Origin of the sequence: Amycolatopsis cynarae, from assembly GCF_026802195.1 — a bacterium.
GTDB lineage: Bacteria > Actinomycetota > Actinomycetes > Mycobacteriales > Pseudonocardiaceae > Amycolatopsis_E > Amycolatopsis_E rhizosphaerae.
The window spans coordinates 5995060-6013022 of the sequence record NZ_CP113836.1 but is presented as its reverse complement, the minus strand read 5'-3'; the positions used below and the strand labels follow the sequence as shown (position 1 = coordinate 6013022).

18 protein-coding genes are annotated in these 17963 nt (G+C 72.4%); 8 read left to right on the top strand and 10 right to left on the bottom strand.

Annotated features, from left to right (window positions below):
* Window positions 1-5: 5 nt before the first annotated feature.
* Window positions 6-893 carry a dTDP-4-dehydrorhamnose reductase gene (rfbD, locus tag ORV05_RS28890; protein ID WP_268755134.1) on the top strand — a complete coding sequence of 296 codons (888 nt, stop codon included), beginning with the start codon at window positions 6-8 and terminating at the stop codon, window positions 891-893.
* Here the strand turns inward: rfbD and ORV05_RS28885 are convergent.
* The 3 genes from ORV05_RS28885 to ORV05_RS28875 form a co-directional block, all read right to left on the bottom strand.
* Entirely contained in the window at window positions 872-1954 is a 1083-nt protein-coding gene (locus tag ORV05_RS28885) for a glycosyltransferase family 4 protein (RefSeq protein ID WP_268755133.1), read from the bottom strand. The two genes, rfbD and ORV05_RS28885, sit on opposite strands and share 22 nt — an antisense overlap.
* Window positions 1947-4457 carry a glycosyltransferase gene (locus tag ORV05_RS28880; RefSeq protein ID WP_268759942.1) on the bottom strand — a complete coding sequence of 837 codons (2511 nt, stop codon included), beginning with the start codon at window positions 4455-4457 and terminating at the stop codon, window positions 1947-1949. The genes ORV05_RS28885 and ORV05_RS28880 overlap by 8 nt, the downstream gene beginning before the upstream one ends.
* 83 nt (window positions 4458-4540) lie before the next feature.
* Window positions 4541-5485 (bottom strand): glycosyltransferase family 2 protein, encoded by a 945-nt coding sequence (locus ORV05_RS28875; RefSeq protein WP_268755132.1) that lies wholly within the window; start codon window positions 5483-5485, stop codon window positions 4541-4543.
* Here ORV05_RS28875 and ORV05_RS28870 point away from each other — a divergent pair.
* Genes ORV05_RS28870 through ORV05_RS28860 form a run of 3 tightly spaced genes read left to right on the top strand, consistent with a single transcriptional unit; the run spans window position 5466 to window position 8628 of the window.
* A complete protein-coding gene (locus tag ORV05_RS28870; RefSeq protein WP_268755131.1) occupies window positions 5466-6527 on the top strand; it encodes a glycosyltransferase family 4 protein in 1062 nt (353 codons plus the stop codon). The two genes, ORV05_RS28875 and ORV05_RS28870, sit on opposite strands and share 20 nt — an antisense overlap.
* A gap of 42 nt (window positions 6528-6569) precedes the next feature.
* Window positions 6570-7718, top strand: coding sequence for a glycosyltransferase family 4 protein (locus ORV05_RS28865; RefSeq protein WP_268755130.1), 1149 nt, complete (start codon window positions 6570-6572; stop codon window positions 7716-7718).
* A gap of 40 nt (window positions 7719-7758) precedes the next feature.
* The gene (locus tag ORV05_RS28860) at window positions 7759-8628 is read left to right on the top strand and encodes a glycosyltransferase family 2 protein (protein ID WP_268755129.1); all 870 of its coding nucleotides are present in this window, start codon (window positions 7759-7761) and stop codon (window positions 8626-8628) included.
* A gap of 36 nt (window positions 8629-8664) precedes the next feature.
* Here the strand turns inward: ORV05_RS28860 and ORV05_RS28855 are convergent, their stop codons facing one another.
* Complete coding sequence (locus tag ORV05_RS28855) at window positions 8665-9006, bottom strand: hypothetical protein (protein WP_326938096.1); 342 nt, start codon at window positions 9004-9006, stop codon at window positions 8665-8667.
* 268 nt (window positions 9007-9274) lie between these two features.
* On the opposite strand from ORV05_RS28855, the gene manB reads away from it, so the two are divergent.
* Complete coding sequence (gene manB, locus ORV05_RS28850; RefSeq protein ID WP_268755127.1) at window positions 9275-10354, top strand: mannose-1-phosphate guanylyltransferase; 1080 nt, start codon at window positions 9275-9277, stop codon at window positions 10352-10354.
* A 231-nt stretch (window positions 10355-10585) separates the two neighbouring features.
* Window positions 10586-11482: a DNA-3-methyladenine glycosylase family protein gene (locus ORV05_RS28845; protein ID WP_268755126.1), complete on the top strand. Its 897-nt coding sequence runs from the start codon at window positions 10586-10588 to the stop codon at window positions 11480-11482.
* A 23-nt stretch (window positions 11483-11505) separates the two neighbouring features.
* Here ORV05_RS28845 and ORV05_RS28840 read toward each other — a convergent pair whose 3' ends face one another.
* The gene (locus ORV05_RS28840; RefSeq protein ID WP_268755125.1) at window positions 11506-12477 is read right to left on the bottom strand and encodes a GlxA family transcriptional regulator; all 972 of its coding nucleotides are present in this window, start codon (window positions 12475-12477) and stop codon (window positions 11506-11508) included.
* Between the two features lie 83 nt (window positions 12478-12560).
* Here ORV05_RS28840 and ORV05_RS28835 point away from each other — a divergent pair, with 83 nt between their 5' ends.
* Window positions 12561-13436 (top strand): NAD(P)-dependent oxidoreductase, encoded by an 876-nt coding sequence (locus ORV05_RS28835; protein WP_268755124.1) that lies wholly within the window; start codon window positions 12561-12563, stop codon window positions 13434-13436.
* Window positions 13433-13933, top strand: coding sequence for a pyridoxamine 5'-phosphate oxidase family protein (locus tag ORV05_RS28830; protein ID WP_268755123.1), 501 nt, complete (start codon window positions 13433-13435; stop codon window positions 13931-13933). Before ORV05_RS28835 ends, ORV05_RS28830 begins: the two co-directional genes overlap by 4 nt.
* Window positions 13934-13989: 56 nt before the next feature.
* Here the strand turns inward: ORV05_RS28830 and ORV05_RS28825 are convergent, their stop codons facing one another.
* The 5 genes from ORV05_RS28825 to ORV05_RS28805 are packed head-to-tail and all read right to left on the bottom strand — an operon-like array spanning window position 13990 to window position 17947.
* Complete coding sequence (locus tag ORV05_RS28825; protein WP_268755122.1) at window positions 13990-14352, bottom strand: GntR family transcriptional regulator; 363 nt, start codon at window positions 14350-14352, stop codon at window positions 13990-13992.
* Complete coding sequence (locus ORV05_RS28820) at window positions 14349-14876, bottom strand: NUDIX hydrolase (protein ID WP_268755121.1); 528 nt, start codon at window positions 14874-14876, stop codon at window positions 14349-14351. The genes ORV05_RS28825 and ORV05_RS28820 overlap by 4 nt, the downstream gene beginning before the upstream one ends.
* Window positions 14873-16279: a coenzyme F420-0:L-glutamate ligase gene (locus ORV05_RS28815; RefSeq protein ID WP_407652588.1), complete on the bottom strand. Its 1407-nt coding sequence runs from the start codon at window positions 16277-16279 to the stop codon at window positions 14873-14875. Before ORV05_RS28815 ends, ORV05_RS28820 begins: the two co-directional genes overlap by 4 nt.
* Entirely contained in the window at window positions 16215-17210 is a 996-nt protein-coding gene (gene cofD, locus ORV05_RS28810; protein ID WP_268755119.1) for a 2-phospho-L-lactate transferase, read from the bottom strand. Before cofD ends, ORV05_RS28815 begins: the two co-directional genes overlap by 65 nt.
* Window positions 17207-17947, bottom strand: a complete 741-nt coding sequence (locus ORV05_RS28805; protein WP_268755118.1) for a GNAT family N-acetyltransferase — start codon at window positions 17945-17947, stop codon at window positions 17207-17209. The genes cofD and ORV05_RS28805 overlap by 4 nt, the downstream gene beginning before the upstream one ends.
* Window positions 17948-17963: the final 16 nt, after the last annotated feature.

Genomic DNA, 17963 nt, shown 5'->3' with positions numbered 1-17963 from the left:
CACCGATGCTCAGCGTGCTGGTACCCGGCGGGACCGGGCAGCTCGGCCGGGACCTCGCCGCACTGGCCGGGCCGGAGATCGAGGTGGTGGCGCCCGGCTCGGCCGAACTGGACGTGACGAGCGCGGGGTCCGTGGTCGCCGCGGTGAGCGCGCTCGCGGAGCGGGCCCGCGAGACGGGAAGGCGGCCGCTGGTGGTCAACGCCGCCGCCTACACCGCCGTGGACGCGGCGGAAACCGAGGAACGGCAGGCCTTCGCGGTCAACGCGGACGGTCCGCGCGTGCTGGCGGCGGCGTGTTCGTCGCGGCGGGTGCCGTTGATCCACGTGTCGACCGACTACGTGTTCGCCGGGGACGCCGATCGCCCGTACGAAACGGACGACGCGCCCGCACCGCGCAGCGCCTACGGCCGGACGAAGGCGGCGGGGGAGGACGCTGTGCTCGGCTCGGGGGCGAGCGCGTGGATAGTGCGCACCGCCTGGGTCTACGGAAGGACCGGGTCGAACTTCGTGAAGACCATGATCCGGCTGGCGGCTGAGCGCGATCAGCTGTCCGTTGTGGACGATCAGCGTGGGTCGCCGACGTGGTCGGCGGATCTCGCCGCCGGGCTGCTCGAACTCGGGAAGTCCATTGTGGAGAACGGGGGGCCGTCCCGGCGGATCCTGCACTGCACCGGTGGCGGGGAAACCACCTGGTACGGGCTGGCGCGTGCGGTGTTCGACGAACTCGGCACGGACCCGGACCGCGTCCGGCCCTGCACCACGGAGGAGTTTCCGCGCCTCGCGCCGCGGCCCGCGTACTCGGTGCTGTCCGGCGCCTCGTGGGCGGAGGCCGGGCTGACGCCGCTGCGCCCGTGGCGGGAGGCGCTGCGGGCCTACTTCGCGGCCAACCGGTAGGCGCCGACGGTGGCGTCGGCGCACCGTCGCCAGGTGAAGCCCGCGGCATGGGTGCGCCGCTGCACCGACATGGACGCGGTGTGCGGTTCGGACACCGCGGCGCGCAGGGCCTGGGCGAGCGCGTCCACGTCGCCGTAGGGCACCAGGCTCGCGTACCCGCCGGAGATCTCCCGCAGGGCCGGGATGTCGGTGCACACCACCGGCACGTCGCAGGCGAGGGCTTCGAGCACGGGCAGGCCGAACCCTTCGTCGCGGGAGGGCAGTACCAGCGCCGAAGCCCCGGCGACCACGTGCCGCAGGTCCACATCGGACAGGTACCCGGCGTGCTGGGCACGGTCGGACAGGGGGAACGAGCCGGGTCCGGTGAACACCAGCGGGGGCAGTTCCGGGGCGGCGGCGTGCGCCTCGAGCAGCCAGTCCAGTCCCTTGCGGGGCCCGGCCGCACCGACGAAGAGCAGGTACTCCGAGGGCAGGCGCAGCCGTTCACGCATTTCCTGGGTGGGGCGCCGTCCGGTGAACCAGGCGGCGTCCACGCCCAGCGGGGTCACCACGATCTTCTCGCGCGGAACGGACAGCCGCTCGGCCACGCTGTCGGCCACCGCGGCGGTCGGCGTGCAGATCACGCCCGCGTGCCGCGCGCCGCGTCGGACCAGTTCGGGCAGTTGCCGGTCGCTGGGCGCGAGTTCCCCGGGCGCGTCGAGGAAGGCGAGGTCGTGGATGGTGAGCACGCCCGCGGCGCGCAGCGAGCCGGGCAGCACGAAGTTCGTGCCGTGCACGACATCGGCACGGCCTGCGAACAGTTCGACCGGTGGGAACGACGAGCGCAGCCAGCAGCTGCGCAGCAGGCGAGCGGCGACCGGCATTCCGCGCGCGCGGGCGCCGTGCGGCAGGACGCGCCGCAGGCGCCGCCAGCCGCGAAGGGTGAAGGCGACCGCCCGCATGTCCACATCGGACCGTGAGGCCAGTTCCTCGGCGAGCGCGGCGGTGTAGCGGCCGATGCCGGTCCGGTTCCCGAGCAGGGGAGTGCCGTCCAGCAGTACCCGCAGCGCTCGCTCAGCCACGGCGCCGCGCCACTTTCCGGAGCCGTCCCGCCACCCTGCGGGCGAGTTCGGTGGGGCCGCCGTCGGCGAGGTACTCCCGGACCAGGGCCAGGTCCCGCCGGACGAGTTCGGCGCCGCGTACCGGTTCGGAGACCACGAGGTCGGTGGCGCCGGGCAGGCGGTCGGCGGCCGGGCGCGGGTCCCGGCAGAACTCCACCAGCGGGGCGAGCGCCTCCGGCCAGGTGTAGCGCCGGGCGACCTCGGCGATGCGTTCCTTGCAGCCGTCGGCGAACTCCGTGTCGTACAGGGTCCGTTCGAGCGCGTCGGCCAGTGCCTGCTCGTCCTCGGCCGGGACGACCACGCCGAGGCGTTCGGTGCGCACCAGGTCGGCGAAGGCATCCCCGTCGGTGGTGACGATCGGCAGCCCGGACCACAGGTAGTCCAGCACCCGGGTGCGGAACGCGAAGGTGGTCTCCACGTGCTCGAAGTGGGTGGTGACCCCGCAGTCGGCGTCCAGCAGCCAGTTCTGCCGCTCGGCGTAGGGCACCCACTGCTCGTTGAAGAACACGTGTTTGCCGGTGAGGCCGAGCCGGTCGGACAGGGCGATGGTGCGGGCACCGATGTCCATTTCGGCCACTTCGGGATTGGGGTGCCGCATGCCGAGGAACACCAGCCGGACGTCCGGGCGCCGCTGCCGCAGCTCCTCGATCGCGCGGACCAGGGTGAGCGGGTCGAACCAGCTGTACACGCCGCCTGCCCACAGCACCACGTGGTCGGTTTCGGCGATGCCGTCCAGTTGCGCGCGCAGGCCGGGCCCGGTGCGTACCGGGGGTTCGGCGGGCAGTCCGAACGGGACGACCGCCAGCAGCGAGCGGGTCGTGGGATCGGCGTCGTACAGCCGAGGGGACAGCCTGCCCAGCGCGGCGAGGTGGCCGAGCCAGAAGTGCCGCTGCCGCTGCGAGGCGCAGAGGAAGAAGTCGCCCCGTTCGAGCTGCGCGTCCAGCACCCGGGTCACCCCGGCGAGGTCGGCGGCCCGGCGGTCGTCCGGTGCGCTCTTGCCCTGCTCCAGCAGTTCCAGGTGCATCGGGTCGTACAGATCGCAGACCACGATCTTGTTCGAGTGCTCGTTCTTCAGGCTCGGCGCCAGTTCGAGCACGTGCCCTTGGAGGATCACCACGTCGGCCCACTCGATCGGCTCGGTGAGATCGCGCCTGCGGGCGGCGCTCACCGGGAACGGGGCCGGCGGGGGAGCGGCGAGCGGGTTGACCGTGACCAGCCGGACGTCGTGCTCGGCGTGCAGGGCCAGCGCGATGTTCCAGGCCCGGATCGCCGGGCCCGCCATGCGTTCGGTGATCGCGTCACCGGTGATCACCAGGATCCGGCGACGCTGCCCGAACAGCCGCTCGATGCCGAAGGCCTCCACCAGGATCTCGTGCGCGGCGAGATAGCGCTCCAGCGGATAGGCCGGTTCGAGTGCCTTGCGCAGCAGGGGGATCAGGTCGGCGTCGGTGCGGACCCTGGCCGCCTGCTCGGTCTTGCGGGACTCCGCCAGCGACGGCAGCAGCTCGACGAACTGGTCGATGGCCAGGAAACCGGCGAGGGCGGTCCTGGGCACCGGGACCGGCGAGGTGTCGATCGCGCCGACGCCGTGGGCGAGGTCGAGCTGTACCGGGTCCAGTTCGCCGCGCGCGGTCGCACGGCGCACCGCCAGCGCGAGCGCGGCGGGCAGCGCCTTGGCCAGCGTCTCGTCGGAGACGTTCTTGTACAGCGCGGCGAGCGCGTTGCGCTCCAGCAGGAAGGTTTCCCGCCCGGTGTCCGGCGAGTCCACTTCGGACATCGTCGCGTGGTGGCGGTGGTAGGCGAGGGACTCCGGCACGTAGCGCACGCGCCAGCCGCGCAGGTTCAGCCGCCAGCCGAGGTCCACATCCTCGTAGAACATGAAGAAGCGCTCGTCGAACCCGCCGAGTTCGGCGAACACCCCGGCCCGCACGAACATGGCGGAACCGGTGGCGAACAGCACGTCCTTGGCGGACTCGTGCTCGGCGGCGGGCAACTGGGCCAGCGGGCTCCCCGCGTGCCGCTTGTACCCCATGCCGAACCAGGTCAGGCCGCCGTCGACGAAGTCGACGCCGGTGCCCTCCCAGTCGAGCACCTTGCTCGCGACCGCGGCGACCGTCGGTTCGGCGGTGAGCGTGTCCACCGCCGTCCGGACCCACCGCGGGTGCGGGCGGGCGTCGTTGTTGAGGAAGGCCAGCACGCTCCCCTTGGCCTGGCGTGCGGCCAGGTTGCAGCCCCCGGCGAAGCCGAGGTTGGTCGCGGAGGGGATCACCCGGACCTCGGGCACCGCCGCCGCGATGCGTCCGGCGTCGTCACCGCCCGAGGCGTTGTCCACGCACAGCAGTTCGAGCCGCGGATAATCGAGATCGGCCACGAGCGCGCGCAGGCAGGTGATGGTGTCCTCCGCGCCGCGATAGTTCACCACGATCACCGAGACCAGCGGCAGTGGTGTGTCCCCCTGGGTCAATGCGACCTCCATACTCACCCACCATTGGTGCGGAAGTCTAGCGGCGTGAGGCCGGGGTGCCCGTGCGGAACCCTCCTACGGGGTTACCGGGCCCAGGCGCGCCAGACGGCGTGGCGGGGCACGGTGGAGCGGCGGGTGACCACGCGCCGGGCGGTGAGCGTGCCGGGCAGCCGGACCAGCACCTCCGCGAGCACCCGGCAGCGCAGCGGCACGCGGAAGTTCGGGGCGTCCACCACCCCGCGGCGCAGCGGCAGGACGGCCGTGATCGCGGCGAACCGGGCCAGCTCGCGGAGCGCGATCGCGCCCGGGGCGCAGCGCAGCAGCGTCAGCAGGCGGTTCCGCTCGTTCCACAGGTGGAACAGCGGCGAGCCCGGCCGGGTGCTCACGCCGTGACCGTGGGTGACACGGGCGGCGGGGACGGTGACGATGTCGTGCCCGGCCAGGCGCAGCCGCCAGGCGGTGTCGGTGTCCTCGTAGTAGCAGAAGAAACTCCCGGGCACGCCGCCGACGGTGCGCACGGCGTCGGTTCGCAGCAGCGCGGCGCCGCCGCAGAACCCGAAGGCCGGGGCCTCGGTGGCGTCGGCACCGTGACCGTCCGCGGTGAGCCGGACACCCAGCGACTGGATCGAGCCGTCGGGGCGGTCGAGCCGGGCGGAGGCGGCGGCAGCCGGGCCGAGCGCGTCCTCCAGGACGGCGAGCCAGTCCGGGGCGGGGACGGCGTCGTCGTTCAGCCAGGCCATCAGCGGGGTGTCTACAAGGGACAGCGCGATCCGCATCGCCCCGGCGTAGCCGGTGTTGCGGGGCAGGCGGACCACGCGGGGCCGGGACGGGTGCGCGGCCAGCAGCGCGGCGGTGCCGTCGTCGGAGGCGTTGTCGATCACCAGCGTCCGATGTGGACGCTCCTGGGCGGCCACGGCGTCCAGGCAGGCGGTGATGTGCCCGGCGCCCCGCCAGGTGACGACCACCACGGTGGTCTCGACGCCTCCCACGGCGAGCAGAATACGGGGCGTGCCCCAACTCGTGGTCATCGCCGAGCAGTTGCTCGCGCCCGTCCCGGGCGGGACCGGCCGCTACACCGCCGAACTGCTGGCCGCGCTGGCCAGGACGGCTCCGCCCGGCTGGACCGTCGGCAGTGTCGTGTCGCGGCGGCCCGACGTGGAAAAGGCGCAGGTGGAAGGCGTGGACGGGCCGCGAAGGCTGCTGCTGCCGCCCCGTGCCCTGGTGGCGGCATGGCAGGCCGGACTGCCGTACTGGCCGGGTGGGGACGCGGTGCACGCACCCACCCCGCTGGCCCCGCCCCGCGGCCGGGTCTCGGTCACCGTGCACGACACCGTGCCCTGGAGCCATCCGGAAACGCTCACCCCGCGCGGTGTCCGCTGGCACCGGACGATGATCGCGCGGGCCGCCCGGCACGCGACCGGGCTGGTCGTGCCGACCCGGGCCGTCGCCGAGGAGCTGCGCACGCGGATCACGCTGCGGGTGCCGGTGCACGTCGCCGGGCACGGGGTGGCCGGTGCGCTCACGCGGCCGGGCCCGCCCGTCCCGTTCGCTCTGCCGGACCGGTACGTGCTGGCCGTGGGCACCCTCGAGCCGCGCAAGGGCCTGGACGTGCTCGTCGAGGCGATGCGGGAACTGGACGTGCCCCTCGTGCTCGCCGGTCAGCCCGGGTGGGGCGGGCTCGATCTCCGGGCGCGCGCCGGGGACGGCGTGGATCTGCGGCTGCTCGGGCGGATACCGGACGAAGAGCTCGCCGAGGTGCTGCGCCGGGCCGCGGTGGTCGCCGTGCCGAGCCGGGCGGAGGGTTTTGGCCTGCCGGTACTGGAGGCCATGGCCGCCGGGGTGCCGGTGGTGCACTCGGATGCCCCGGCGCTGGTGGAGGTCGCCGGGGGCGCGGGCCGGTGCGTGCCCCGGGGCGAGGCGAAAGCGCTCGCGGACGCCCTGCGGGAAGTGCTTTCCTCCCCGGGCGAGGCCGCCCGGATGGCCGCGGCGGGCCGTCGCCGTGCGGCGGATTTCTCCTGGAACCGGGCGGCCGAGGCGGTTTGGGACGTTCATCGCACCGCGAGATTGTGATTTCCTGACCAAACCGTCGCCCACTGGTCGTACCCTGCTCGGGTGGGAAGAGGCGAACCCAGCGTCCTGATCGACGCCACCGCCGTGCCGGCGGACCGGGGCGGAGTAGGCCGTTACGTGGATTCGCTGGTGCAGGCGCTCGACGCGGACGGCGCCCCGGTTTCGGTGGTGTGCCAGCTTCGGGACGTGCGGCTCTACCGGCGGCTCGCACCCCGTTCCCGCGTGGTGCCCGCCGGACCGTCCACAGTGACCAGGACCGCGCGGCTGGCCTGGGAGCAGACCACGCTGCCGATGCTCGCACGGCGGCTGGGTGTGGACGTGGTGCATTCACCGCACTACACGATGCCGCTGGCGAGCCCCGCGGCCTCCGTGGTGACCCTCCACGACGCCACGTTCTTCACCGACGCGGTGCTGCACTCCTCGGTCAAGGCACGGTTCTTCCGCACCTGGACGGCGACCGCGCTGCGTCGCGCCGACCTGTGCGTGGTGCCCAGCCGCGCCACCGCGCACGAACTGGCCCGCGTCACGAAGGCCCGCCCGCGCGCGCTGGAAATCATCGAGCACGGCGTGGACAGCGAGCGCTTCCACCCGCCGTCGCCGGAGGAGATCCGCGCCGCGCGCGCCACCCTCGGTCTGGAACGCATGCCGTACGTGGCCTTCCTCGGCGCCCTCGAACCGCGCAAGAACGTGCCGGCGCTCATCCGTGGATTCGCCAAGGCCGTGGAACACCGGCCCGATCCGCCCGCCCTCGTGCTGGCGGGCCAGCCGGGCTGGGACGCGCAGGTGGAGAAGGCGCTCGATGCGGCGCCGCTGCGGCTGCGCGTGATCAGGGCGGGCTATCTGCCGTTCGAGCAGCTCGCCGGGTTCCTCGGCGGCTCGCTGCTGGTCGCGTACCCGAGCCTCGGTGAAGGTTTCGGCCTGCCCGTGCTCGAGGCGATGGCCTGCGGCGCCTGTGTGCTCACCACGCGGCGGCTTTCGCTGCCGGAGGTCGGCGGCGAAGCGGTCGCCTACTGCGGCGTGGGCGCCGGTGATGTCGCCGCGGCGCTGTCCGAACTGCTCGACGATCCGGCCCGCCGCGCGTCCCTCGCCGCGGCCGGGCAGCGGCGCGCGAAGGAGTTCACCTGGACCACCAGCGCGGAGCGGCACCGCGTGGCCTATGGGCGGGCCTGGCTGGCGCACCGGCGGGGGTAGGGCCGGGGCTGCGCCGCGGGCGCGCGGGGGACCGGGCACAATGAACCGGGTGACCGAGCCGACACGTTATGGCGATGGGCTGGCCGTGGTCGTGGTGACCTATTTCCCCGGCGACGACCTGGCACGCTTTCTCGACACCCTGGAGACGGCGACCACGCGCGACGTGCGCGTGGTGATCGCGGACAACGACTCCACCGACGACGCGCTCGACAAGGCCGCCGAGCGAAGCAACGTGCACCTGCTGCGCATCGGCGAAAACCTGGGCTACGGCGCCGCGGCCAACCGGGGTGTGGCCGAACTCGACGACTCCTACGGCTGGGTGGTCGTGGCCAATCCGGATCTGGAGTGGGAGCCGGGGGCGTTGGACGTCCTGCTCGACGCCGCCCGGCGCTGGCCGCGCGGTGGGGCGTTCGGGCCGCTGATCAGGGAACCCGACGGGGCGGTGTACCCGTCGGCACGGCTGCTGCCGTCGCTGGGCCGCGGCATCGGGCACGCCGTATTCGGCAAGATCTGGCCCGCCAACCCGTGGACGCGGGCGTACCGCCAGGAGAAGGCGCCGGTTGAGCGGACCTCGGGCTGGCTTTCGGGTTCGTGCGAACTGTTCCGGCGGGAGGCCTTCGACTCGGTCGAAGGGTTCGACCCCCGGTACTTCATGTACTTCGAAGACGTCGATCTCGGTGACCGGATCGGGCGCGCCGGATGGCAGAACGTCTACGTGCCCTCGGCGGCCGTCACGCACATCGGCGGCAAGGCGACCTCGCGCGTGCCGAAGAAGATGCTGGCCGCGCACCACGCCAGCGCCTATCGCTACCTCGCCGACCGGCACCGGGGCCCGGCCTGGAAGCCCGTCCTGGCCGCGATCAAGCTCGGCCTGCAGCTGCGCCTGAAGATCGAAACCCGCGGCCTGTAACCCCTCGAGCGTGCCCTGCCCGCCGCGGACGCGGGGTCAGAGGCCTTCGAGGCGGCGCGAGAGGTCGGAGCGGCCGGTGGACTGGGTGGTGGTGGGGATGAGTCCCTCCACCTCCCGTTCCTGGGCCTGCGCCGGGGACTGCGGCTGCGCCGGTGCCTGGGACTGGGACCGCGCCGGGGGCTGGGACTGGGCGCGCGGGTGCCGCAGCGGCTGGGTGACCGGGTTCAGGTCGACCCTGGTGCCCGGCTTCTCCGGCAGGCTGCCCTGCACCGAGTCGATCACCGAGGCGGGCACCACGGCGGTGGTGTCCGGGTCTTCGCCGCGATCGATACGGTTGACCACGTCCCGCGGGATCTGCTGGGTGTTCGACGCGTCCATCGGAGAGATTGCGTCATCGGGTGTGACGACGAAGGCGCCGCGGGCCCTCGCTCGAGCCAGCAACGCGTCCGCTCGTTCGCGGGGGTCCATCCGCTCGGCCTCCCGACTCGACCTGAGGCCCTCTCCGACCGGGGCCACCCGTGTGCTGTCTAGGGTAGGCCCTCCAGGCGCTCGCCGTCAGTGTTTCCCACGGCTTGTCGCCCGGCGGACACGTGATAGGAACGGAATCGAGCGTTTCGGGCATTCGGGAACGCACAGGGAGGAAGCTGTGACGTCGGAGCTCGCTGTCGACGCGGTGGTGCTCGTGGGTGGCAAGGGGACCCGCCTGCGCCCGCTGACGCTGTCCGCGCCCAAACCGATGCTGCCCACGGCGGGGGTTCCGTTCCTGACCCACCTGCTGTCCCGGATCCGCGCGGCCGGCATCAGGCACGTGGTGCTCGGCACCTCGTACCAGGCCGAGGTCTTCGAGCGGTACTTCGGCGACGGTGCCGCGCTCGGCCTCGAACTCGAGTACGTGGTGGAGAACGAGCCGCTGGACACCGGTGGTGCCATCCGCAACGTCTACGACCGCCTGCGCGCCGAGCACGCCGTGATCTTCAACGGCGACATCCTTTCCGGCGCCGACCTCGGCGCGCTCGTCCGGGCGCACCACGACGCCTCGGCCGACGTCACCCTGCATCTGCAGCGGGTGGACGATCCGAGCCGGTTCGGCTCGGTGCCGACGGACGCGGACGGCCGGGTGACCGCGTTCCTGGAGAAGACCCAGAATCCGCCGACGGACCAGATCAACGCCGGCTGCTACGTCTTCCGCCGCTCGGTGATCGAGTCCATTCCGGCCGGTCGCCGGGTTTCCGTGGAGCGCGAGACCTTCCCCGGGCTGCTGGCCGCGGGGGCGCACGTGCACGGTTTCGTGGACGCCTCGTACTGGCTCGACGTGGGCACGCCGGAGGCGTTCGTGCGGGGTTCGGCGGATCTCGTGCGCGGGCTCGCGCCCACCTCGGCCCTGCCCGGGCCCACCGGTGAGGCGCTGGTGCTCGACGGGGCGAAGGTGATGGCGGACGCGGAGGTCAGCGGCGGTTCGACGATCGGTGCGGGCGCCGAGATCGCCGCGGGCGCGAGCGTCGCCGGTTCGGTGCTGTTCGACGGAGTGACCGTTGAGGCGGGCGCGGTGATCGAGGACTCCGTGATCGGAGCGGGGGCGAAGGTCGGGGCCGGGGCGGTGCTGCGGGGTGTCGTCCTGGGTGACGGCGCGGTCGTCGGAGCCGGATGTGAACTGCTGCGCGGCGCACGCGTCTGGCCGGGTGTGACGCTGCCCGACGGAGCGATCCGCTTCTCCAGCGACGCCTAGAGAATTGTATCGAGGTGGTTTGCGTGCCGGTGCGGGTAGCGGAACCTCAGGCGGTCCCTGACTGCGGGATCTCCTCCTCATGAATGCCAACCACGTCGGAGCTGTCCTCGCCAGGAACCGCCTGAGAACCCGCGGCGGTGCAAGTTGACGGCCCACAGCAAGCGGCTGACGCCGCTTGAAGCGCGAAACTCGCCTCTCTCCAACCAGAACCGACTTCGATACAGGTCCTAGATGCTGTACCACCCTCGGTCCACTTTGGACCTCGGCGCGGTGCTCCGGCCGTTGCGGCGGGGCAAGGGGGATCCGTGCCTGCGGGTCGACGACACGGGGGTGGTGTGGCTGACCGGCAACACCCCGGCGGGGCCGGGCACGCTGGCGTTGCGGCGGTTCGCCGACGGCGACGTGGAGGCGCGCGCGTGGGGGCCGGGTGCGGAACCGTTGCTGGAGGGCGTGCCCGCACTACTCGGTGCGGAGGACGACGACTCCGGTTTCGTGGCGCACCACCCGCCGGTCGCCGACGCGCGCCACCGCCTGCCGGGGCTGCGGCTGGGCAGCACGGGCCGCGTCTGGGACGCGCTGCTGCCCGCCGTGCTCGAACAGAAGGTGACCGGCCACGAGGCGCGCCGGTCCTGGCGGGAGTTGTGCCGCCGGTTCGGGGAACCGGCGCCGGGACCCGCACCGGCGGGCATGCGGGTTCCGCCCACACCGCGGGCCGTGCTCGGCATCGCGGACTGGGACTGGCACAAGGCCGGGGTGGATCTGAGCAGGCGCCGGGCACTGATCTTCGCGGCGCAGGTGGCGCACCGGCTCGACCGCGCGGCCGAACTGCGCGGCGAGCCGGGACGGGCGCTGTTGCGCAAGGTGCCGGGCATCGGGGTGTGGACCGCGGCGGAGGTGGCGCAGCGGGCCTGGGGCGATCCGGACGCGGTGAGCTTCGGGGATTTCCACATCCCCACCGTGGTCGGGCACGCCCTGCTCGGGGTGCCGCTCGACGACGAGGGGCTGGCCGAGGCGCTGGCGCCGTACTCGCCGCAGCGCCAGCGGGCGGTGCGGTATCTCGAAGCCGCCGGTTTCCGCCGTCCGCGCTTCGCCCCCCGCTACCCCATCCGCGACTACCGCGCGATGTGATCTGCCGGGGTTGTTACTCAAGGTTACCGGAGGAACGCTTGCCGGTAGTCGCTGGGGGAGATCCCGATCTGTTTGAGGAAGTGGTGGCGGAGGTTGTTCGCGGTGCCGAGGCCGCTGAGCTTCGCGACCCTCTCGACGGAGAGGTCGGTGGACTCCAGCAGGGTCTGCGCCCTGGCGAGGCGCTGGTTGAGCAGCCACTGCAGCGGTGTCGTCCCGGTGGCTGCCTGGAGGCGCCGGTAGAAGGTCCGAGGGCTCACCGCGGCGCGTCGGGCCAGGTCCTCGATGGTCAGCGGCTGGTCGAGACGGGCGCGTGCCCAGTCCAGCACCGGTGCGAGACCCTGGTTGTCGGTGGGGGGTACGGACAGGTCGATGAACTGGGACTGGCCACCCGGGCGATGTGCCGGGACGACCATGCGGCGGGCGAGTTGGTTGGCGACGTGCGCGCCGAGGTCGCGGCGGACCAGGTGTAAACAGAGGTCGAGCCCGGCGGTCATCCCGGCGCTGGTGAGCACGTCGCCGTCGTCCACGTAAAGCACCGAGTCGTCCACCTGGACCTTCGGGTAGCGCTCGGCCAGCTGGGCGGTGTGCATCCAGTGCGCGGTGGCCCGCCGCCCGTCGAGCAGCCCCGCTTCGGCGAGCGCGAACGCGCCGACACAGAGCGAGACCATCCTGGCGCCCGCGTCGTGGGCGCGGCGCAGGGCGGTGACGAGGTCGGGCGGCACGGGCGCGTTGTCGTCGATCACCTCGTCCGGTACCCACGAAACGATGACCGTGTCGGCGTCGACGAGGTTTTCCAGCCCGTGTCGGCTTCGTAGCGCGAACCCGGGCACGGCGTCCCGCTCGCGCTCCCCGGTTCCGCACAACAGCAGGTCGTACCACGGATCGGCGAGATCGGGCTGCGGTATGCCGAAGACGGTGGCCGGAATGCTCAGCTCGTACAGGTCCGGGACTCCGATCTTGTCGGGCACGACCAGGGCGACGGAACCAGCATTCATGACCGCATCGTATGGCAGGAATTTGGTGGTGGCGGTCACCAGTGTCACTGGTCGGGTTGATCACGCGCTGCGAACCTGAACGCATGAACACGACACTGGAACCGGTCGCCGTCATCGGTCTCGGCAACCTCGGGCGCGCGCTGGCCGAGACGTTCCTGCGCAACGGTCACCCGACGACGGTCTGGAATCGCTCCGCGGCCAAGGCGGAAGCGCTCGTCGCACGTGGGGCGACAGCAGCCGCCACGGCCGCCGAGGCAGTCGCCGCCGGCGAACTCGTGCTCGTCGCACTGCTGGACCCTCAGGTAGTCCAAGAGGTACTGGCCGGCGCGGCCGATGCCGTTCGCGGACGTGCCCTGGTGAACCTCACCTCCGGCGGCCCGGAAGACGCACGGGAACTCGCCCGCTGGGCCACCGAGCACGACGCGGAGTACCTCCACGGTGCCGTGTACGCCGTACCCCGGACGCTCGGCACAGCCGAGTCGTCGGTCAACTACAGCGGTTCCGCTGCCGTTTACCAGCGTCGGCGGTCCCAACTGGACATTCTCGGCACGAGCACCTTCCTCGGCACCGACGCCGGCCGCGCCTCGGGCTACGACGTGGCCATCCTCGCCGGAATGTACGGCACGCTCGGTGGTTTCCTGCACGCCGCGGCGATGGCGCGGTCCACGGGAATCAACGTCACCGAACTCACCCCGAAGCTGTTGTCCTGGTTGACGGACCTGTTCCCAGCACTGTCCACATTCGCCAACGAGATCGACAACGAGGACTACACGACGGAGGAGTCCAGCCTGGCCATGAACCAGTCCGGGCTGGCCACGATCACGCGCGCCAGCGAGTCGCAGGGCGTCTCCGCCGCCACGCTCCTCCCGCTCAAGGAGCTCATCGACCAGCAGGTCGCCGCCGGCCACGGCGCGGCCAGCCTCGCCCGCACCGTCGAATCGTTCAGGAACGGTCAATGACCACGACAGTCGACAAGTTCAGTGCCCTGGAAGCCGAGTTCAACGCCTACATCGGAGCCATCAACTACGCCACAATGGTCACGATCGACACCAAGAACCGGCCCCGGACCCGCGTGCTCATCCCGGTATGGGAGAAGGTCGACGGCGAGCCGCTCGGTTGGCTGGCCACCTATCGCACCCCGGTCAAGGCCGCGCACATCGCGGGCAATCCCCACACCAACTTCTCCTACTGGGCACCGGGGAACAACTCGGTCGCCATCGACACCATTGCCCAGTGGGACAACACACCGTCCAGCAAGGAACACGTGTGGGACCTCTACCGCAGGACAAGCCCACGCGGCGCCGGGTACCACCTCGGCAACTTCTGGAAAGCACCGACGGACCCAAAACTGCACGTGCTCCGCCTGACGCCATGGCGTATTCAGGTTATTCGGGGCACCGACCTCCGCAGCCGGATCTGGCGCCGCCGCGAACGCGGGAACCCACAGCACAGCTGAGTGACCAAAACCCTGGCGTGGAGTGGCCACCGTTTCCCCTGATCAGGAGACACCGCCTAGGCAAGGCCTCCCAGAGCGGCGGTGACGACGGCGAGGGCCTCCTCGCGGGACAGCCCCAGGGCGCGCGCGGTCTCGGCGTAGGCCGCCGCGGCCTCCCGGGCACGTTGCCGCGTCTCGTCTCCGGAGGAACCCACGAAACTCCCGGCGCGGCCCCGCGTCTCGATCAGGCCCGCTTCCTCCAGTTCCCGGTAGGCGCGGGCGATGGTGTTGGGCGCGATGCCCACCTCCGCCGCCAGTTGCCGCACGGTGGGCAGTTTCGTGCCCACCGCCAGGGTGCCGTCGTTGATCTGCCGCGCCAGACCCGACCGCACCTGTTCGTAGGGCGGGACGGGCGAGGCCGGATCGACGCGGACGATCATCCGGCCGCCGCCACGAGTTCGGCGAGATCGTCCGAGCCCTCCGGCAGGGCGTCCACCGGCCACCAGCGCAGGTCATCGGACTCGTCGCTGCGCACCGGGCGGGCACCCGGCGGCGCCTGCACGGTGAAGCGGACGTCGAAATGCCGCGTCGGCACGCCCAGCGAGCAGGTGATCGGGTGCACGTCGAGGTGGATCGGTTCGGGCACGATGCGCAGATCGCCGATGCCCGACTCTTCCCGGGCCTCCCGCAACGCCGCGTCCGCCAGCGACGCGTCGCCGGGTTCGCAGTGGCCGCCGAGCTGCAGCCAGCGGCCGACGCGGGGGTGCAGGGTCAGCAGCACGTGCCGTCGTTCGTGGTCGAGCAGCACGACCGACGCGGTCAGATGCCCGGCCGCGCACGAGCGGGCGCAGGCGTCCTCGCGGGCGGCCAGGAAGCCGAGGAAGGCCTGCCGCAGGGACTCCTGCGCGGCCGTCGCCGGCCGCCAGGAGTCCAAAGTGGAGGCCGCGGATCGGTGCAGGCTCACAGTTCCAGCAGTCCTTCCGCCAGTTCCCGGGGCGGGCGCGGGGCCGAGGGGGTCACCGGGTGGCCGATGGCCACCGCACCCAGCGGGTGCCAGTCCGCGGCCAGGCCCAGCACCTCCCGCACCACATCGGCGGCGAAGATCGTCGAGCCGATCCAGCACGACCCGAGTTCCTCGGCGGCCAGCGCCACCAGCAGGCCCTGCACGGCGGCACCGGCGGCGACCGTGAACATGGTCCGCTCGCAGGCGTTGCGCCGGTCGTCGGGATAGGTGTGCGCGCCGTCGGGGACCAGGAACGGCACCACCACCTCGGGCGCGGAGAACAGGATGTCGCCGCGCGCCACCCGGCGGGCGATCTGCTCGTCGGTGAACCCGTCGCCGCGCAGGTCGGCACGCCAGGATTCCCGCATCGCCTCCAGCAGTTTGCGGCGCAGGCCGTGGTCGCGCAGCCACACGAACCGGACCGGGCGGGTGTGGTGCGGGGCGGGCGCGGTCAGCGCGGCGCCGACCGCCCGCCGCAGGGCGTCCGGATCGACCGCCTCGCCGGTGAACTCGCGCACCGACCGGCGCACCAGCACCGCCTCGCGGCGGCCCTGCGCGATCGCCTCCGCGGTGCCGAGCCGGAAGAGGTCCTGCTCCACCGGGCGGACCAGATCCCGTGCCGACGAGCCGTCGTCCACAAGGGACATTCCGCGGACCACCGCCACCGGGGTCGCCCGCAGCTTGCCCTTCACCAGATCCGCCGCCGCGGCCAGTTCGTCGGCCATCGCGATCTCGGTGACCTGCAGTTCGTTGCCCTGCGCGTCGACCACGCCGCCGTAGGAGTGCAGCACCCGCAGCCCGGAGGAACCGATGGCCGCGTCGGTCTGGCCGACCCGCCAGGCCCGGCCCATGGTGTCGGTGACCACCACCGCCACCTCGACGCCGAGCCGTTCCCGGAGTCCGTTGCGCAGTGCGAGCGCGGAGGCGTCGGGATCGGCGGGCAGCAGGGCGATCTCGTCACCCGCCACGTTCGATCCGTCCACCCCGGAGGCGGCTTGCACGATCCCGAGCCGGTTCTGCGTGATCAGGGTCCGGCCGAACCGGGCGAGCACCCGCTCGGCCTCCTCTTCGACGAGCTGCCGGCGTGCTTCGTCGCGGGCGTCCGGGTCGCTGGGCACGCGGATCAGCCTGCCCTCGACCTTCGAGACCACCTTGCTGGTGACCACCACGACGTCGCCGGAGCGCAACCAGCGCGCCGCGTCCGCGATCGCGCTGGTCAGGTCGTCGCCGGGCCGGAACTCCGGCAGCCCCTCGACCGGAAGGATCTCCAGCCGGGGCGAGGAGTGCTCGTGCCGCTGGTCAGTCAAGGTCCACCCCGGACAGTTCGAGGGCCGCCTTCGCCATCTCCGCGGTGGCCTGCACATCGGACATCAGCAGCGGGACCGGCCGCACCGCGACACCGGGCACGTGCACCTGCTCGCCGGGGGCCACCAGCCAGCCGTCGAGCAGCCCGTCTTCGGAGGTCTGGCGCGAGCCGTAGTACCGGCCGACCGCCTCGGCGGAGGTCTCCACCCCGATCGCGGTCAGGCAGGCATCGGCCATCCCGCGCACGGGCTTGCCGCCGATGATGGGGGACACGCCGACCACGCCGGCCGCCGTCTTGCGCAGTGCGTCCCGGATCCCGGGCACGGCCAGCACGGTGCCGATCGACACCACCGGATTCGACGGCGCGAACAGCACCGCGTCGGCTTCGGCGATCGCTTCCAGCACCCCGGGCCCCGGCTTGGCCTCGTCGGCGCCCACCGGCACGATCGAGTGCGCGGGCAGCGCGGCCTTGTAGCGCACCCACCACTCCTGGAAGTGCAGCGCCTTGCGCTGCCCCGGCTGGTCCGGATCGTCCACCACGACGTGGGTCTCCACCCGGTCGTCGGTCATCGGCAGCAGGCGCACCCCGGGCTTCCACCGGGCGCACAGCGCCTCCGTGACCGCCGAGAGCGGATAACCCGCGCGCAGCATCTGGCTGCGGATGAGGTGGGTGGCGATGTCCTTGTCGCCAAGGCCGAACCAGCTGGGTTCGGCGTCGTAGGCGGCCAGTTCCTCCTTGACCACCCAGGTCTCGCCCTGGTGGCCCCAACCGCGTTCGGAGTCGATGCCACCGCCCAGGGTGTACATGCACGTGTCGAGGTCCGGGGCGATCCGGAGGCCGTGCATCCACACGTCGTCGCCGGTGTTCACCACCGCCGTGACCTCGTGGGGGGACTCGCCCGGACCGATGGGGGGCAGGCCGAGCGCGGCCTTCACCCCGAGCAGGAAGCGGGCTCCGCCCACCCCGCCGACAACTACGACAACCTTCACAGGGATCGATCCTTCCACGCCGGAATCCAGTAGCGGTACCGATGGTGCTCGCGGAATCCGAGCGCGGCGTAGAGCGCGAGAGCGGGCGCGTTGTCCACCGAAACCTGGAGTGCGCACCGGGTCGCGCCGCGGCCGGCCGCCCACGCGCCGGACGCGGCGAGCAGTGCCTTGGCCAGCCCTCGCCGCCGGTGCTCCGGCCGGACGGCCAGGCAGGAGACGTGCAGCACGTCTTCGACGACGGCGGCCCGCACCGCACCGGCCCCGCTCGCGGCGTCCCCGTAGCCGATCTCGCCGGTGGTGAGCACGTGCCGTTGGGCGGAACCCGGCTCCGCGGTGCCCGCGGCCAGTTCCCACCAGGCGGGAGTGGGGGCGGACCGGATGGTCACGTCCTCGCGTGCGTGTGCCGCGCCGTCGGTGAGCGGGCTGACGAGCACCGAGACCAGGTGGCCCTTCGCGTGCTGGACGTGGGGCACCCAGCCCGCCGCCTCGATCGCCCGCTCGGTCCGGCTTCCCTCGACCACCTGGACCATCGGAGGGACCGCGTGGACGTGGGCGAAGTCACAGACTCGATCAAGGGCTTCCGGCACCCCGACGCCGGGATCGCCGATCGCCAGCGCGCTGTTCGCCCGGCCGGTGAAGCCGCCCGCGGCACGTAAACGCCAGTCACCGACCTTGTCCTCGGCCACCGGCGGCCACGCGTCGGCGCACTGCCGCTCCAGCGTTTCGTTGGGGTCCATGCCCGGTATTCTGCCG

What these genes read in the sequence shown, in the direction of transcription:
- rfbD (WP_268755134.1), top strand. Translation starts at nt 6, where the DNA reads ATGCTCAGCGTGCTGGTACCCGGCGGGACCGGGCAGCTCGGCCGGGAC.
- ORV05_RS28875 (WP_268755132.1), bottom strand. Translation starts at nt 5,485, where the DNA reads ATGACCACGAGTTGGGGCACGCCCCGTATTCTGCTCGCCGTGGGAGGC.
- ORV05_RS28860 (WP_268755129.1), top strand. Translation starts at nt 7,759, where the DNA reads ATGAACCGGGTGACCGAGCCGACACGTTATGGCGATGGGCTGGCCGTG.
- ORV05_RS28855 (WP_326938096.1), bottom strand. Translation starts at nt 9,006, where the DNA reads ATGGACGCGTCGAACACCCAGCAGATCCCGCGGGACGTGGTCAACCGT.
- ORV05_RS28845 (WP_268755126.1), top strand. Translation starts at nt 10,586, where the DNA reads ATGCTGTACCACCCTCGGTCCACTTTGGACCTCGGCGCGGTGCTCCGG.
- ORV05_RS28840 (WP_268755125.1), bottom strand. Translation starts at nt 12,477, where the DNA reads ATGAATGCTGGTTCCGTCGCCCTGGTCGTGCCCGACAAGATCGGAGTC.
- ORV05_RS28835 (WP_268755124.1), top strand. Translation starts at nt 12,561, where the DNA reads ATGAACACGACACTGGAACCGGTCGCCGTCATCGGTCTCGGCAACCTC.
- ORV05_RS28830 (WP_268755123.1), top strand. Translation starts at nt 13,433, where the DNA reads ATGACCACGACAGTCGACAAGTTCAGTGCCCTGGAAGCCGAGTTCAAC.
- ORV05_RS28825 (WP_268755122.1), bottom strand. Translation starts at nt 14,352, where the DNA reads ATGATCGTCCGCGTCGATCCGGCCTCGCCCGTCCCGCCCTACGAACAG.
- ORV05_RS28815 (WP_407652588.1), bottom strand. Translation starts at nt 16,279, where the DNA reads ATGTGCAGGCCACCGCGGAGATGGCGAAGGCGGCCCTCGAACTGTCCG.
- ORV05_RS28805 (WP_268755118.1), bottom strand. Translation starts at nt 17,947, where the DNA reads ATGGACCCCAACGAAACGCTGGAGCGGCAGTGCGCCGACGCGTGGCCG.